At 38.3% G+C, this 16151-nt stretch carries 16 protein-coding genes; all 16 read left to right on the forward strand.

Annotation, left to right across the window (positions count from 1 at the left end; genetic code table 11):
- Positions 1–92: 92 nt before the first annotated feature.
- Positions 93–1256 carry a class I SAM-dependent rRNA methyltransferase gene (locus tag QM877_RS05690; protein ID WP_414317821.1) on the forward strand — a complete coding sequence of 388 codons (1164 nt, stop codon included), beginning with the start codon at positions 93–95 and terminating at the stop codon, positions 1254–1256.
- On the forward strand, positions 1253–1930 hold the full coding sequence (aroD, locus tag QM877_RS05695; protein WP_414317822.1) for a type I 3-dehydroquinate dehydratase: 678 nt from the start codon (positions 1253–1255) through the stop codon (positions 1928–1930). Before QM877_RS05690 ends, aroD begins: the two co-directional genes overlap by 4 nt.
- On the forward strand, positions 1920–2777 hold the full coding sequence (locus QM877_RS05700) for a shikimate dehydrogenase (protein ID WP_414317823.1): 858 nt from the start codon (positions 1920–1922) through the stop codon (positions 2775–2777). Before aroD ends, QM877_RS05700 begins: the two co-directional genes overlap by 11 nt.
- Before the next feature lie 16 nt (positions 2778–2793).
- Positions 2794–3861, forward strand: coding sequence for a 3-dehydroquinate synthase (aroB, locus tag QM877_RS05705; protein ID WP_153224945.1), 1068 nt, complete (start codon positions 2794–2796; stop codon positions 3859–3861).
- Between the two features lie 9 nt (positions 3862–3870).
- Positions 3871–5037 carry a chorismate synthase gene (aroC, locus tag QM877_RS05710; RefSeq protein ID WP_153224946.1) on the forward strand — a complete coding sequence of 389 codons (1167 nt, stop codon included), beginning with the start codon at positions 3871–3873 and terminating at the stop codon, positions 5035–5037.
- Between the two features lie 9 nt (positions 5038–5046).
- Positions 5047–6150 carry a prephenate dehydrogenase gene (locus QM877_RS05715; RefSeq protein ID WP_414317824.1) on the forward strand — a complete coding sequence of 368 codons (1104 nt, stop codon included), beginning with the start codon at positions 5047–5049 and terminating at the stop codon, positions 6148–6150.
- A gap of 11 nt (positions 6151–6161) precedes the next feature.
- Entirely contained in the window at positions 6162–6764 is a 603-nt protein-coding gene (locus tag QM877_RS05720; protein WP_153224948.1) for a hypothetical protein, read from the forward strand.
- Positions 6765–6818: 54 nt separating this feature from the next.
- Positions 6819–7157 (forward strand): YlbF/YmcA family competence regulator, encoded by a 339-nt coding sequence (locus tag QM877_RS05725; protein WP_036757185.1) that lies wholly within the window; start codon positions 6819–6821, stop codon positions 7155–7157.
- Positions 7158–7246: 89 nt separating this feature from the next.
- Entirely contained in the window at positions 7247–8530 is a 1284-nt protein-coding gene (aroA, locus tag QM877_RS05730; protein WP_153224949.1) for a 3-phosphoshikimate 1-carboxyvinyltransferase, read from the forward strand.
- Entirely contained in the window at positions 8523–8999 is a 477-nt protein-coding gene (locus QM877_RS05735) for a shikimate kinase (protein WP_153224950.1), read from the forward strand. The genes aroA and QM877_RS05735 overlap by 8 nt, the downstream gene beginning before the upstream one ends.
- On the forward strand, positions 8996–9844 hold the full coding sequence (gene pheA, locus QM877_RS05740; protein ID WP_153224951.1) for a prephenate dehydratase: 849 nt from the start codon (positions 8996–8998) through the stop codon (positions 9842–9844). The genes QM877_RS05735 and pheA overlap by 4 nt, the downstream gene beginning before the upstream one ends.
- Positions 9841–11160 (forward strand): LCP family protein, encoded by a 1320-nt coding sequence (locus QM877_RS05745; protein ID WP_153224952.1) that lies wholly within the window; start codon positions 9841–9843, stop codon positions 11158–11160. Before pheA ends, QM877_RS05745 begins: the two co-directional genes overlap by 4 nt.
- Before the next feature lie 143 nt (positions 11161–11303).
- Positions 11304–12140: a LicD family protein gene (locus QM877_RS05750; RefSeq protein ID WP_281334671.1), complete on the forward strand. Its 837-nt coding sequence runs from the start codon at positions 11304–11306 to the stop codon at positions 12138–12140.
- Positions 12137–13108 carry a glycosyltransferase family 2 protein gene (locus tag QM877_RS05755; protein WP_414294427.1) on the forward strand — a complete coding sequence of 324 codons (972 nt, stop codon included), beginning with the start codon at positions 12137–12139 and terminating at the stop codon, positions 13106–13108. The genes QM877_RS05750 and QM877_RS05755 overlap by 4 nt, the downstream gene beginning before the upstream one ends.
- Before the next feature lie 21 nt (positions 13109–13129).
- Entirely contained in the window at positions 13130–15286 is a 2157-nt protein-coding gene (locus QM877_RS05760) for a LicD family protein (RefSeq protein ID WP_281334669.1), read from the forward strand.
- Between the two features lie 43 nt (positions 15287–15329).
- Complete coding sequence (locus QM877_RS05765; RefSeq protein WP_414284584.1) at positions 15330–16142, forward strand: LicD family protein; 813 nt, start codon at positions 15330–15332, stop codon at positions 16140–16142.
- The last annotated feature ends 9 nt before the right edge of the window (positions 16143–16151 follow it).

The following is a 16151-nucleotide window of genomic DNA, read 5'->3' on the forward strand; positions in this document are numbered from 1 at the left end:
GGAGGAAAAATTCTCTCAGCTAGGGTAGGATGATGGATGAATCAATAGTTTCTATTTTGTGAATTGTCACAAAATTTGTTATAATAGTATTTATGAATAAAGTATTCGTCAGTAGACGTGTTGAAAAAAAACTAAACCAAGGTCTAGTACTTTTGGAGGAAATTGATTTTCCAGAACTATCTGAAACTGATCAGGAAGTCGAGTTATTTAGTCAAAACAAGCAGTTTTTGGGCAAGGCCTATTTATCTCGTCAAAATAAGGGGATTGGTTGGTTTGTAACGAACCAGAAGCTTTCTTTTAACCAAAAATTCTTTGAAAGTTTGTTTGAAAAAGCCAAACAAAAACGTTCTTCTTACTATCAAGATGAGTTGACAACTGCCTTTCGTTTGTTTAATCAAGAAGGCGATGGCTTTGGTGGAATGACTTTGGATCTCTATGGAGATTATGTTGTTTTCTCCTGGTATAACTCCTATGTCTATGGGCTTCGCCAACAGATCCTAGCAGCCTTTGCTCAGGTTTTCCCTGAAGTCTTAGGTGCCTATGAAAAGATTCGTTTTAAAGGTCTAGACTATGAGTCTGCCCATATCTATGGTCAAGAAGCACCAGAAAATTTTACAGTTCTTGAGAATGGCGTCCTCTATCAAGTTTTTATGAATGACGGTCTTATGACAGGCATCTTCTTGGACCAACATGAAGTGCGTGGTAGCTTGGTTGATGGTTTAGCTATGGGGAAATCCTTGCTTAATATGTTTTCCTACACAGCAGCTTTCTCAGTTGCTGCAGCAATGGGAGGAGCTAGTGAAACAACCTCTGTAGACCTAGCCAAACGTTCGAGAGAACTGTCAGAAGCTCATTTTCATGCCAATGGACTCAGTCTTGACAATCATCGTTTCATTGTTATGGATGTCTTTGAATACTTTAAATACGCTAAACGTAAGGGCTTGTCTTATGATGTGATCGTTCTTGATCCACCTAGCTTTGCCCGTAATAAAAAGCAAACTTTCTCTGTAGCTAAGGACTATCACAAGTTGATTTCCCAGAGTTTGGAGATTTTAAATCCGGGAGGTGTTATCATTGCTAGCACCAATGCTGCCAATGTTTCCCGTCAAAAATTTATAGAACAAATCGACAAAGGATTTGCAGGAAGAAAGTACCAGGTTCTCAATAAATATGAACTTCCAGCAGATTTTGTCTACAATGAAAAAGATGAAAGTAGTAATTACCTTAAGGTGATTAGCATGAAGGTAACTAAATGAAATTAGTCGTTTCAGTAATGCCGAAGAGTTTAGAAGAGGTGCAAGGAATCGATGCTATGCGGTATATCGATGCTGATATCATTGAGTGGCGTGCCGACTTCCTACCAAAGGAGGCTATTTTACAAGTAGCTCCAGCTATTTTTGAAAAGTTTGCAGGTCGCGAACTCCTCTTTACCCTACGAACTCGTGCTGAGGGGGGAGAGATAGATTTGGATTCTGCAGAGTATGTCCAAATTATCAAAGATGTAGCTCAACTCTATCAACCAGAATACATTGATTTTGAGTATTTCTCCCATAAGGATGTTTTTGAAGAGATGCTTGATTTTCCAAATCTAGTCTTGAGTTATCATAATTTCCAAGAAACTCCAGAGAATATGATGGAAATCTTATCCGAGCTAACCAGCCTAACGCCCAAAGTGGTTAAAGTATCGGTTATGGCTCATACAGAACAGGATGTATTGGACCTTATGAACTTTACACGTGGCTTTAAAACATTGAACCCAGAACAAGAATATGTGACGATTTCTATGGGGAAAATGGGTAAGGTTTCTCGTATCACTTCAGATGTGACGGGTTCTAGCTGGTCTTTTGCGAGTCTGGACGAAGCCAGTGCTCCAGGACAGATTTCACTTTCTAGCATGAAAAAAATTCGGGAGATACTAAATGAAGATTGATGGCTACACATGTTTAGCAGCTGTAGTCGCCAATCCTATCAAACACTCCATTTCACCTTTCATTCACAACAGAGCTTTTGAGGCAACTCATACCAATGGGGTTTATCTTGCTTGGGAAGTAGAAGCGACTGACTTGGCAGAAACAGTTGCCAACATTCGTCGTTACCAGATGTTTGGAATCAATCTTTCTATGCCCTACAAGGAGCAGGTGATTCCTTATTTGGATCAATTGAGTGAAGAAGCTCGTTTGATTGGTGCTGTCAATACAGTGGTGAATCGAGAAGGAACTTTAATCGGATATAACACAGATGGCAAGGGATTCTTTAAGAGCTTGCCTTCTTTTAAAATATCTGGGAAAAGAATGGTATTGTTAGGAGCAGGCGGTGCAGCCAAGGCAATTTTGGCACAGGCAATCTTGGATGAAGTCAGTCAGGTTTCTGTCTTTGTACGTTCGGCTTCAATAGAAAAAACAAGACCTTACTTAGAAAAACTGCAAAATGAAACAGGGTTTAAAGCAGATTTATTTGCTTTAGAAGATGTTTCTGAACTGCAAGCAAGGATAACTGATTCGGATTTACTGGTAAATGCGACCAGTGTGGGTATGGATGGAGTATCTCAGCCAATCCCAACAAGTATTGTTTTACCAGAGAAAATATTGGTAGCAGATGTGATTTATCAACCCTTTGAAACACCATTTCTAAAGTGGGCAAGAAACCAGGGCAATCACGCTGTAAATGGCCTAGGCATGTTGCTTTACCAAGCAGCGGAAGCTTTTCAGTTATGGACAGGCAAGGAAATGCCAACCGCTCAAATCTGGGAATTACTAAAACAAAAGTATCAAAAATGAAAAAAGGAGACCTGCTATGAAAATTAGAATAGACCTTCCACATCATCCTTACGATATTCAGATTGAAAAAGGATGCTTGTCTCAAGCGGGGAAATGGTTGCGCGAACTTTGGCAACCACAAAAAATTGTTATCATAACGGATAACCATGTGGCTTCTCTCTATGCAGAAAAAGTAAAATTGAGCTTAGAGGATGCTGGTTTTCAAGTGGCAGTTTTTGACTTTCTAGAGGGTGAAGAGCGAAAAAATCTAACCACAGTTCAAAAGGCTTATGAATTTCTAGTTAAGCAAGACTTGACTCGCAGTGACGGCATCGTAGCTCTAGGTGGCGGAGTTGTCGGAGACTTAGCTGGCTTTGTAGCCTCAACCTATATGCGAGGTATTCACTTTGTCCAAATTCCGACTAGCTTGACAGCTCAAGTGGACTCTTCAATCGGTGGTAAGACAGGAGTAAATACTCCTTTTGCCAAGAATATGGTGGGAACTTTTGCCCAGCCAGATGGCGTTTTGATTGATCCAACAGTTCTTGAAACTCTAGGTAAGCGAGAGTTGATTGAAGGAATGGGTGAAGTCATCAAGTATGGCTTAATTGAAGATCCAGAACTCTGGGACTTATTATCTGAAATGGATGGTTCTTTAGAGAGTATTTTGGAGCATTCAGAGAGTTTGATTGATCATTCTTGCCAGGTGAAGCGAAAGATGGTAGTTGAGGATGAATTGGACAATGGCATTCGTCTGTATCTCAACTTTGGTCATACAATCGGTCATGCTATTGAAGCAACTGCTGGTTACGGAAAAATCATGCACGGTGAGGCAGTGGCTATGGGAATGGTTCAGGTCTCTAAGGTAGCCGAAGAAAAAGGCCTCATGCCAGCTGGAATAACCCAGTCTATCCGAGAGATGTGTCAGAAGTTTGGTCTTCCTGTTGATTATGAAAACTGGGATCTTGACAAGCTCTATCAGGCTTTGACTCATGACAAAAAAGCGCGTGGCAATACCATGAAATTAGTTTTGGTACCTGAGCTTGGTTCAGCGATGATTCACCCAGTTTCTCTCGAAGAAATGAAAGCTTACTTAGTAAAATAAGGAGAATGTATGAGATATTTAACAGCAGGAGAATCACATGGTCCTCGTCTGACAGCAATTATTGAAGGAATTCCAGCAGGACTGCCTTTGACTGCAGAAGATATCAATGAGGATCTCAAACGTCGCCAAGGCGGTTACGGTCGTGGTGGACGTATGAAAATCGAGAGTGATCAGGTTGTCTTCACTTCTGGAGTTCGTCATGGTAAGACGACAGGTGCTCCCATTACCATGGATGTCATTAACAAAGACCATCAAAAATGGCTGGATATCATGTCTGCCGAGGATATTGAGGATAAACTTAAAAGCAAACGAAAAATCACTCATCCTCGCCCAGGTCACGCAGATTTAGTTGGTGGGATTAAATACCGCTTTGATGACTTGCGAAATTCTTTGGAACGTTCATCTGCCCGTGAAACAACTATGCGGGTTGCAGTTGGAGCAGTAGCCAAGCGACTTTTAGCTGAGCTTGATATCGAAATTGCCAACCATGTTGTTGTTTTTGGCGGCAAGGAAATCGATGTTCCAGAAAACTTAACAGTTTTAGAGATTAAAAAACTGGCTGCTCAATCAGAAGTTTCTATCGTTAACCAAGAACGTGAGCAGGAGATCAAGGATTATATTGATCAGATTAAACGTGATGGAGATACTATTGGTGGTGTTGTCGAAACAGTTGTGGGTGGTGTTCCTGTTGGTCTGGGTTCTTATGTTCAATGGGATCGCAAACTAGATGCGAGACTAGCTCAAGCAGTTATTTCAATCAACGCCTTTAAGGGTGTGGAGTTTGGACTAGGCTTTAAAGCAGGTTATCTCAAGGGTAGTCAAGTCATGGATGAAATTCTCTGGTCTAAAGAAGAAGGCTATACTCGTCGAACGAATAACCTTGGAGGTTTTGAAGGTGGCATGACCAATGGCCAACCGATTATTGTTCGTGGGGTCATGAAACCAATTCCGACTCTCTATAAGCCATTAATGAGTGTCGATATTGAAACCCATGAGCCTTATAAGGCAACGGTGGAGAGAAGTGATCCAACCGCTCTTCCAGCAGCAGGTGTTGTTATGGAAGCAGTTGTAGCAACAGTTTTAGCCCAAGAAATTCTAGAGAAATTCTCTTCTGATAATCTGGAGGAATTAAAAGAAGCTGTTGCTAAACATCGGGAGTATACAAAGAATTATTAAGGAGTTCTTATGGCTAAAACCATCTATATCGCAGGATTGGGTTTGATTGGTGCTTCCATGGCACTCGGAATCAAGCGGGATCATCCTGATTATGAAATTTTAGGATACAATCGTAGTCAAACGTCTAGAGATATTGCCTTGGAGAGAGGAATGATTGACCGTGCGACGGATGATTTTGCCAGTTTTGCTCCACTTGCAGACGTCATCATTCTTACCCTGCCAATCAAGCAAACCATTGCTTTTTTACAAGAATTGGCAACTTTGGAACTAAAAGAAGGTGTCATTATTTCTGATGCTGGATCGACCAAGTCAGCTATCGTGGTTACAGCTGAGAACTGTTTTGCAGATAAGCCTGTTCGCTTTGTAGGGGCTCATCCTATGGCAGGTAGTCATAAGACAGGAGCGGCTTCTGCCGATGTTAATCTTTTTGAAAATGCCTACTATATCTTTACGCCATCAAGTTTAACTAGTCCTGACACGCTTGAAGAAATGAAGGACTTGCTGTCAGGTCTGCACGCTCGTTTCATTGAAATCGATGCTGAAGAGCATGACCGAGTGACTTCTCAGATTAGCCATTTTCCTCATATCTTGGCATCAGGTTTAATGGAACAAACTGCTAGTTATGCTGAAGAACATGAGATGGCACGACGCTTTGCGGCAGGTGGTTTTCGTGATATGACTCGGATTGCTGAAAGCGAGCCAGGTATGTGGACTTCTATTCTCTTATCCAATCGAGAGACCATTGTTGAACGCATCGAGGACTTCAGGGGCCGTTTGGACGAGATTGGACAAGCTATCAGTAAGGGTGATGAAAACCAAATCTGGAATTTTTTCAATCAAGCGCGTGAGCAACGTCAGGCTATGGAAATCCATAAACGCGGAGGAGTAGATAGCTCATTTGACCTTTATGTAGATGTTCCCGATGAGGAAGATGTGATTTTACGCATCTTGGAATTGCTACGTGGAACTTCTTTGGTCAATATCCATATCAATGAGGAAAATCGTGAGGATGTTCACGGGATTCTGCAAATTTCCTTTAAGAATGCTCAGGATTTAAAACGTGCTGAGCAAGTCATTACAGAAAATACAAATTACACAGTCGTTATTAAATAAGGAGGACAATTATGTCAAATAGGGGAATTAAATCTGTATTCGTTGTTATCTTTATAAGTGTTATGTTACTTGGTGGCTGTGCTACTAAAAATGGTCAGAAAAAAAGTTCAGATGTTAATGTTGATACGACAACTGTCAATGTTGACGAGACAACAGAGAGTTCGAAAAATGAATCAAGTGTTGAGAAAAAGACTCCTAAATTTGCAGATGATAAAGTTGTAAATGATTTTATCAATAACTATAACGACATTTCTAATAGTCCATTAGAAAATATCAAAAAAGGAAATATAAAAATAAAATATTTCGCAACAAGCTACGGTTATTACTTGGAACTTTTACATGCAAATGATACTGATAAAATTAATGTAACAATTAATCAAACAAATGAAAATAGTTCCTCTGGTGTAGCAGGGATGAAAGAAGTATTTCATGATATTGTTAAATCGATTGAAACGTCTTTATCTGATGATGAGGTAAATAACTATTTTGATAATCTTGTGTTAAATGAGACTATAACAGATTCTACTTTAGGTTCATTGAAGATAAACTATGTACCAGACAAGGAATTAAGTTATGGAAATTCAAGAGGTCACATTAAAGTTATTGTACAATAATAACTATTAAAGAGTATCTAGTAAATTGAATAGAATCAAATAAGGAGGACAATTATGTCAAATATTTATGATAGTGCAAATGCACTTAGTCGTGGACTACGCGAATTGCCTGAATACAAGGCAGTTAAGGAAGCTAGAGATGCCATCCAAGCAGATGCAGAAGCTAGCAAAATTTTTGCAGATTATATTGCTTTTCAGCATGAAATCCAAATCATGGCACAAACTGGTCAAATTCCAGACGCTTCTTTTCAAGAAAAAATGGAAAGCTTTGGTAAACAGATTCAAGGCAACTCTCTCTTGTCAGAATTCTTTGCCAAACAGCAACAACTTTCTATCTACCTTTCTGATATTGAAAAAATTGTATTTGAACCAATTTCAGAACTTTTAAAATAAGAATTTACCTCATAAAGTCAGGAATTTTTAAGAAATTTCTGACTTTTTATGATAAAATAAGAAAAAGTATTGTCAGTATGAGGACCACTATGAAATTAAAAACAAACATTAAGCACTTAAATGGTAGTATTCGGGTACCAGGAGATAAGTCCATCAGTCATCGCTCGATTATTTTTGGAAGCTTAGCTGAGGGTGAGACTAAGGTTTATGATATCTTGCGTGGTGAAGATGTCCTATCAACTATGCAAGTTTTTCGTGACCTCGGCGTTGATATTGAGGACAAAGACGGTGTCGTGACCATTCAAGGTGTTGGGCTGAATGGATTGAAAGCCCAACAGAATGCTCTCGATATGGGGAATTCTGGGACCTCTATTCGTTTAATTTCAGGCGTCCTTGCTGGTGCAGACTTTGAAGTAGAGATGTTTGGAGATGATAGTCTTTCCAAACGCCCTATGGACCGTGTAACTCTTCCTTTGAAAAAAATGGGAGTTAGCATTTCAGGTCAAACAGAGCGAGACTTGCCACCTTTGCACTTAAAAGGTACAAAAAACTTAAAACCTATTCAATATGAATTGCCAATTGCCTCTGCTCAGGTCAAGTCTGCCTTGATTTTTGCGGCTTTACAGGCTCAGGGTCAGTCTGTCATCATTGAGAAGGAGTGCACTCGTAATCATACAGAAGATATGCTGCGTCAATTTGGCGGAGACTTGAGTGTCGATGGTAAGAAAATCACAGTCCAAGGGCCACAAAAACTAAGTGGGCAAACGGTTGTCGTACCTGGTGACATTTCCAGTGCAGCCTTTTGGTTAGTTGCAGGTTTGATTGTTCCAAATTCTCGAGTGGTGCTTAAGAATGTTGGTATTAATGAAACACGTACAGGTATCATCGATGTTATCCGTGCTATGGGTGGGAAACTAGAACTTACTGATATTGATCCAATTGCCAAGTCTGCAACCTTGACTGTTGAAACTTCAGATTTGAAGGGAACAGAGATTGGTGGAGCTTTGATTCCACGCTTAATTGATGAATTGCCGATTATTGCGCTCCTTGCTACCCAAGCTCAGGGGAAAACGGTTATCAAAGATGCTGAAGAACTTAAAGTCAAAGAGACGGACCGCATTCAAGTTGTCGCAGATGCTTTAAATAGCATGGGGGCAACTATCACTCCTACAGCAGACGGAATGATAATCAAAGGGAAATCTGTCCTCCATGGAGCCAGAGTCAACACCTTTGGAGACCACCGTATCGGTATGATGACAGCCATTGCAGCTCTCTTAGTTGCAGATGGAGAAGTCGAATTGGACCGTGCAGAAGCTATCAATACTAGCTATCCAAGCTTCTTTGATGATTTGGAGACCTTGATCCATGGCTAAGGTTTTACTAGGTTTTATGGGTGCAGGAAAATCTACTATTGCTAGAGGATTAGATCCTGACTTTGTAGACATGGATGCCTTGCTTGAAGACCGACTGGGGATGCCAATTGCTCGTTTCTTTGAAGAAAAAGGAGAAGCAGCCTTCCGTCAGATAGAAGAAGAAGTTTTGGCTGACCTACTAAAAATGAACCAAGTCGTGTCTACTGGTGGTGGAGTGGTCATTTCTCAGAAAAATCGTGCCTTGCTCAAACAAAATCCAGAGAATATCTACCTAAAAGCGGATTTTGAGACCCTTTACCAGCGAATTTCAGCCGATAAGGACAATCAACGCCCGCTATTTCTAAACAATAGCAAGGAAGATTTAGCTGCAATTTTTAATGAAAGACAGGCTTGGTATGAGGAAGTGGCTAGTAAAGTTATCGATGTGTCCAAGCTAATCCCAGAGGAAATTATTGAGGAATTGATATGAAAATTGCCTATCTAGGTCCCAAAGGATCTTTTTCGCACCATGTTGTGCAGACGGCTTTTCCACATGAGGAACTAGAGCCTTTTTCAAATATTACAGATGTTATCAAGGCCTATGAACAGGGATTGGTAGACTATTCAGTAGTGCCGGTTGAAAATTCCATTGAAGGTAGTGTCCATGAGACTTTGGACTATCTTTTCCATCAGGCTCGCATTCAAGCTGTGGCAGAGATTGTTCAGCCAATCCACCAACAGTTGATGGCAGTGCCAGGGCAATCTAAAATTGAGAAAATCTTTTCTCACCCACAAGCATTGGCACAAGGGAAGAAATTTATTGACGAGCATTATCCAGATGCGCAACTAGAAGTCACTGCCAGTACAGCCTACGCTGCGCGCTATGTTTCTGAGCATCCTGATCAACCATTTGCGGCGATTGCCCCAAGAAGTTCTGCAGAGGAATATGGTTTAGAACTCATCGCTCAAGATATTCAAGAAATGGAAGCCAATTTTACTCGTTTTTGGGTTTTGGGACCTAAATTACCACAAATCCCCTTGAATGCAGGTTCTGAAAAGATGAGTCTAGCTTTGACCTTGCCAGATAATCTTCCAGGTGCATTATACAAAGCACTTTCTACCTTTGCATGGCGCGGGATTGACTTGACTAAAATTGAGAGTCGTCCTCTAAAAACAGCCTTGGGCGAATACTTTTTTATCATTGATGTCGCTTATACTGATAAAGAACTGATCCATTTTGCTCAAAAAGAACTAGAAACGATTGGAATCCAGTATAAAGTACTAGGTGCTTATCCTATCTATACAATACAGGATAAAGGAAAGGAGAAGGAATGACTAGAGAGAATCCTTTGACACACCATGAAAAACTGAGATATGACTATCTTTTGAAAAATATTCATTATTTGAATGAGAAAGAAAAGAGAGAATTTGACTTTTTACATGCTAAGTTAGAAGGTCAAAAAGGTACAGAGGAAGTTTTCAATCCAGAAGCCAAAGAACAACTTCTTTCAGACTCTGGTATCGACCTGCCAACCTATGCTAATCGTAGCCGTTCTAGCCGCCGTAGTGGTGGGGCTCAACTGGAAACAAAGGTTCCAAAAGCTAAGAAGCCAAAGAAAAAAAGAGGTTTTCGTTTTAAACGCTTATTTGCTTGGTTAGGGATGTTATTGCTTTGTGTAGCAGTTGGAATGATCGTCATGTTCTTAAAGGGATTCCAATCGGCGAATCCTAATAGCTCAAATGGGCCCAAAGATGCCAAAGCTGCTCAGGTTGAGGTTTTTAATGGACAGGATACCCGAGATGGTGTTAATATTCTTATTTTGGGAACAGATGGCCGTATCGGACAGAATAGTTCAGAAACACGGACGGATTCTGTCATGGTTCTGAATGTTAGTGGTAAAGATAAGAAGCTTAAGCTGGTTAGTTTTATGCGGGACAACCTAGTTTATATCGATGGATATAGCCAAGTTATTAACGGTCAAAAACAAGCAGACCATAAGTTGAACTTAGCCTACGAATTAGGGGAACAAGAAGGTAAACAAGGAGCCGAAATGGTCCGAAAGGTGCTCAAGGATAATTTTGATCTAGACATCAAATATTATGCCCTTGTCGATTTCCAAGCCTTTGCGACAGCCATTGATACGCTTTTCCCTGATGGTGTGACTATTGATGCTCAGTTTTCAACTCTAAATGGGGTTCCAGTTACAGAAGCGACTGTAGGAGATGACTTGCACGCAACGGAAACTGAGTCACCGACTCAAACTATTCGAGCTGGGAAACAACAGATGAATGGTTCGACTCTTCTCAACTATGCACGTTTCCGTGATGATGATGAGGGGGACTATGGCCGTACTCGTCGACAACAGCAGGTCATGACAGCTGTCTTGCAGCAGATTAAAGATCCGACAAAACTTTTCACGGGCTCAGAAGCACTAGGAAAAGTATTTGCCATGACCTCTACAAACCTTCCATATACTTTCTTATTGACCAATGGCTTATCAGTCCTTGAAGGAGGTCAGAATGGTATTGAAAGATTGACAGTTCCAGAACTTGGAGACTGGGTAGACGACTTTGACGTATACGGTGGTCAATCCCTTCGAGTGGACCAAAAAGCTTACCAAAATAAACTGGCCCAGATGGGATTTAGGTAAACTGAAAAAAACGAATCAGAGCTTGGTATACCTATGGCAACAGGTGTCTCGGGCTTTGATTTTTAACATGGTTAGATGGTTTTATAAACGTTTTTTATGGTATAATAGAATGATGTATTCTATCAGGAGAGGAAGAGAATAAGATGAGTGATTTAAAGGCAATTCAAACTCGTAGCTTAGAGATGGCTGAATATTTTGTCGCCTTTTGTAAAGAACACGATTTACTCTGTTATTTGTGTGGTGGAGGAGCTATTGGAGCTCTACGAAATAAAGGTTTTATTCCTTGGGATGATGATTTAGACTTCTTTATGCCTCGCAAGGATTATGAAAAATTAGCAGAGCTATGGCCTCGTTATGCGGATAAGCGTTACTTCCTATCAAAAAGTGATAGAGACTTTGTTGACCGCAACCTCTTTATCACTATTCGAGACAAGGAAACAACTTGCATCAAGCCTTACCAACAAGATTTGGACCTCCCACACGGCTTGGCTCTGGATGTTCTTCCCTTGGACTACTACCCTAAAAATCCAGCTGAACGTAAGAAACAAGTACGTTGGGCTTTGATTTATTCCCTCTTCTGTGCACAAACCATTCCAGAAAAACATGGAGCCCTCATGAAATGGGGCAGCACTATTTTATTAGGATTAACTCCTAAATCCCTTCGTTATCGTATCTGGAAAAAAGCTGAGAAAGAAATGACCAAGTATGGTCTAGCAGAAAGTGATGGCATCACGGAATTATGCTCAGGTCCAGGATACATGAAAAAGAAATATCCAATTCAAGCATTTGAAGATAATATTTTCCTACCATTCGAAGGAACAGAAATGCCTATTCCAGTTGGTTATGATGCCTATCTCAGCACAGCTTTTGGTGACTACATGACACCACCGCCGGCAGACAAGCAAGTGCCTCACCACGATGCCCTTATAGCAGATATGGATAAGAGTTACACTGAATATAAGGGAGAATATGGAGCATGATGAAAGAAAAAATTAGCGTTATTGTTCCAGTCTATAATGTAGAAGCTTATTTGGAACGATGTGTTGAGTCAATCTTAAAGCAGACTTATACCAATTTTGAATTGCTTCTTATTGATGATGGTTCGACAGATCAGAGTGGTGCCTTGTGCGATCAGTTGGCATCTAAAAATGAAAATATCAAAGTTTTTCATATTAAGAATGCAGGAGTCTCGAATGCTAGAAATATAGGTATTCAACATTCAAGAGGAGAATGGATTACTTTTATTGATAGTGATGATTTTATTACACCAGATTACTTGGAAATTTTAATAAGTGTAGTTGACAGTGACGAGTCTATAGGTTTTAGTATAGCACGTCTCCATCATATAAAAAATGGTCAAATTACAGAATTACCGGATTTTTCAGGAAAAGAAGAGAAGTGGTCGACAGAGCAGACGATGAGAGAATTATTGACGACAACTAGAACTTCTTTTTTCCCTGTTGCAAAATTATTTAAAAGAGAGATTGTTTCAAGTTTTACATTCAATACAGACTATCATTTGGCTGAAGATGCTTTGTTTTTAACAGAAGTTTTACTAAAAACCAGATGTACTAGTGTATTTATTGATAAACCAATCTACTATTATGATCATCGTCAGGGAAGTGCAACAACTTCTGTCAACGATCATGTATTTGATACCATAGAGGTCTATAAAATTATTATTTCTGAAGTTTTTCAAATATTTCCAAAACTAAAAACTGAATTAGTGAATAGAGAATGTTGGTCATATATCACAGTGTACGATAAAATAATCTTTACAGATTCAAGTCAATATCCAACAGAAAAAATTAAGTTGAGAAAGTGGATTATTAAACATTTATCTGAGATATTAAAAGATCCTTATTTTACTAATTTTCGAAAAATAGCCGTTTTGTCCCTCCTTGTTTCTCCATGGATCTATAGACAAATCGTCGGCTTAAATCAATAATGTCATTTAAAGGAGTTGAAAATGAATTTTTCAAAAACGAATGAATGCTTTGAAAAATCAAAATTTTGGATTTCATATCTGTTTGTTTTTATTTCGATTTTAAGCATGAGTTCACTAGTGTATAAAGTAACAAGTCCTATTTATAAAGGATTGTCAGCAATTGTTGTTCTTTGTATTTGTTTAACCTTATTTTTAAATTGGAAACGAATAGAAATTGATAAGAAATATCTAGGTTTATTTGGACTCTTAGCAGGTAGTCATCTAGTAGCAACAGTGGTTAATCGTTCGGGTCACTTGCTTGGGAATATGATTGAAATCTTCTTTATGATAGCCTACATTTTGCTATTTACTATGGTGAATTCAGAATATCTTAAGAAGTTAATTCGCTTGATTGCTGGAACGGTTCAATTTGTTTCTTTTTTCTCTGCTATATTTGCCTTTGTTCTTTTAATATTTAGAATTTTAATATTATTTAAAATTGGAGAACACTCCTATTATTATGGTGTTATGAATGGTCGTTTATGGGGAGTTGTTAACCCAAATGCAAGTGCTATTTTTTCTTATATTAGTATTGTTTTTGCTTTGTATCTCATCCACAAAGGAAGTAAGTACTCGATTTATCTGAAGATAAATAATGTAATTCAATTTCTAAATTTTGCGGCTATGCAAAGTAGAGGTGCCTTATTATCAGCCGTTTTAATGCTGGGATTTTATTCGCTTTTTATTGCCAGAGGAAATCTACTGAAAAAATGTCTCACATTTCTGGTTGCTGGTACCTTAATTGTAGCTAGCAATATTGGTATTAGTTATGTAACTTCAGTATATATTTTAGCTGCTAAGGCAACAGTCATTGACTTAAATAAAGGTGAGTCTTATTCTGAGACAGATTCGGACGTAGCTAAGAAAAATGGTGAACTTCACCTAATCGAAACAACTCCAAGCGGACGTACTTATATTTGGGAAAATGCTATTAAAATGGGAAGTGCAAAACCATTATTTGGATATGGTGTTCGAAACGTCACTGATTATTATACAGAGTACTTTAGCAAATTTGAAATTCAAAATTCACTAATTGGTGGTAATTTCCATAATATATTGATTACAATTTTTGTAAGTTCTGGATTATTAGGACTCATTTCTTTCATACTCATAATCGCTTATGTAAGTTTACGTTTTATAACTTATTTAGTTGTGACTAAGAAAAATGATGAAAAATTAATTATAATTCTATTTTTTGGGATTTTATTTGGTCAATTATTTGAAAGTCAGATCATCTACTCCACAAATTTTATCAACATAATTTTCTGGTTAGTAATTGGTTATGGTTTAACGATTTGTTTGAAAGAAAAAAATATCCGCTATGAGGAAGTAACAGATATTTCCGAAATTCAAAAAATGGAATTAGGAATTATGGAGTACATTCATGAAGTTTGTCAGAAAATTGGTGCCAAATATTTCTTAGCTTATGGTAGTCTAATTGGGGCAGTTCGTCATAAAGGTTTTATTCCTTGGGACGACGATATGGATATTTGTATGCTTCGAGATGATTATGAAAAATTACAAGATTATCTGATTGCACATCCAGATGAACGATATGAACTCATGTCTTATAAAAATAATATCAATTATGTTTATCCTTTCATGAAGATCAAAGATAATCAGACCTATCTAGTCGAGGAGGATGTGCGAATTGATTCGAATATGGGTATCTATGTAGATATTTTCCCTGTAGATGGTTATGAAGATGATCAGGCGTTTAAGGATAAAATGACCAAAATTATTAAAAAACGTCAATTAAGTTGTTATACTTTCAAAGGAATTACGAATACTAAAAGTGTAGTCAATTCAATGATTCGCTATATTTCTGTTATGATCTTTTATTTCACAAACACAAATAAGTATGTTTCTCAAATCGATGAATTAGCAAAATCTAGAAAAGTAGAGGATTATGAACAAGTAGACTACCTTATTTATAAAGATATGAATAAACCTGTTTGGAAACGCGAATGGTTAGAAAATGTTGAAACTGGTAATTTTGAAGGTAAGGAATTCATGATACCAAACCACTACCATGAAATTCTCACTTCAGATTATGGGGACTACATGCAGTTGCCACCAGTAGAGCAACAAGTTTCTCACCATGATTTCAAACTATGGAAAATTATAGAGAATGGATAATTTTTTTCGTCTTAGAAAAGAGCAAAAATTAGGAGTGACAAAGATGTCTGAGAGAATTTTAAGCTTAGAAGAAATCAAGCAAGTAGAACTTGATATTCTAGAGTATTTACATAAAATCTGTGAAAAACACGATATTAAGTATTTCATCGATTTTGGAACCTTGCTAGGAGCTGTACGTCACCAAGGTTTTATTCCTTGGGATGATGATACAGATATTTCCTTAGCTCGGGATGAATTTGAAAAACTTTATAAGGTTTTAAAAAACGAAAATCATCCATACTATAAAATGATTTCCTTTAGAGAAACAAAGGGCTATCCATACAGTTATATGAGAGTCTATGATATAAGAACACGTAGAGATGCCAATCTTAGAGATTCTACGGTTGTGTTAGGAACCTGTGTTGATGTATTTCCGTATGATGGTGTTGCAACGGAGAAAAGTGACCGTAAAAAAATGAAACTCTACCAATATCTTATTCGCCTCTCTTCTTTAAATTTTAAGGGGATTAAGTCTGAGAATGGGGGACTTAAAAATCTACCTCGCTACATTGGGTCAGCTATTTTTCAACTAAGTTCTCCACAAACTTGGAATCAAAAACTAGAGAATATGGCTTTGAAATATAGTTTAGATCAAGCTAAGTATCTTGCTTGTACGATATTTGATCCTAGCCTTCCAGAGGGAATCAAAAAAGAATGGCTCTATGATCTGATTGATCTACCATACGAAAACATTGTAGTGAAGGCTCCTAGAAAATACCATGAAATACTTGTTTATGAATTTGGAGAAAACTATATGACTCCACCACCTATTGAGCAACAAGTTCCAGGAGGAGATAAGAATTATTGGATTGATTAACGAAAAAGT

The organism is Streptococcus infantis, from assembly GCF_047463655.1.
Classification (GTDB): Bacteria; Bacillota; Bacilli; order Lactobacillales; family Streptococcaceae; genus Streptococcus; species Streptococcus infantis_Z.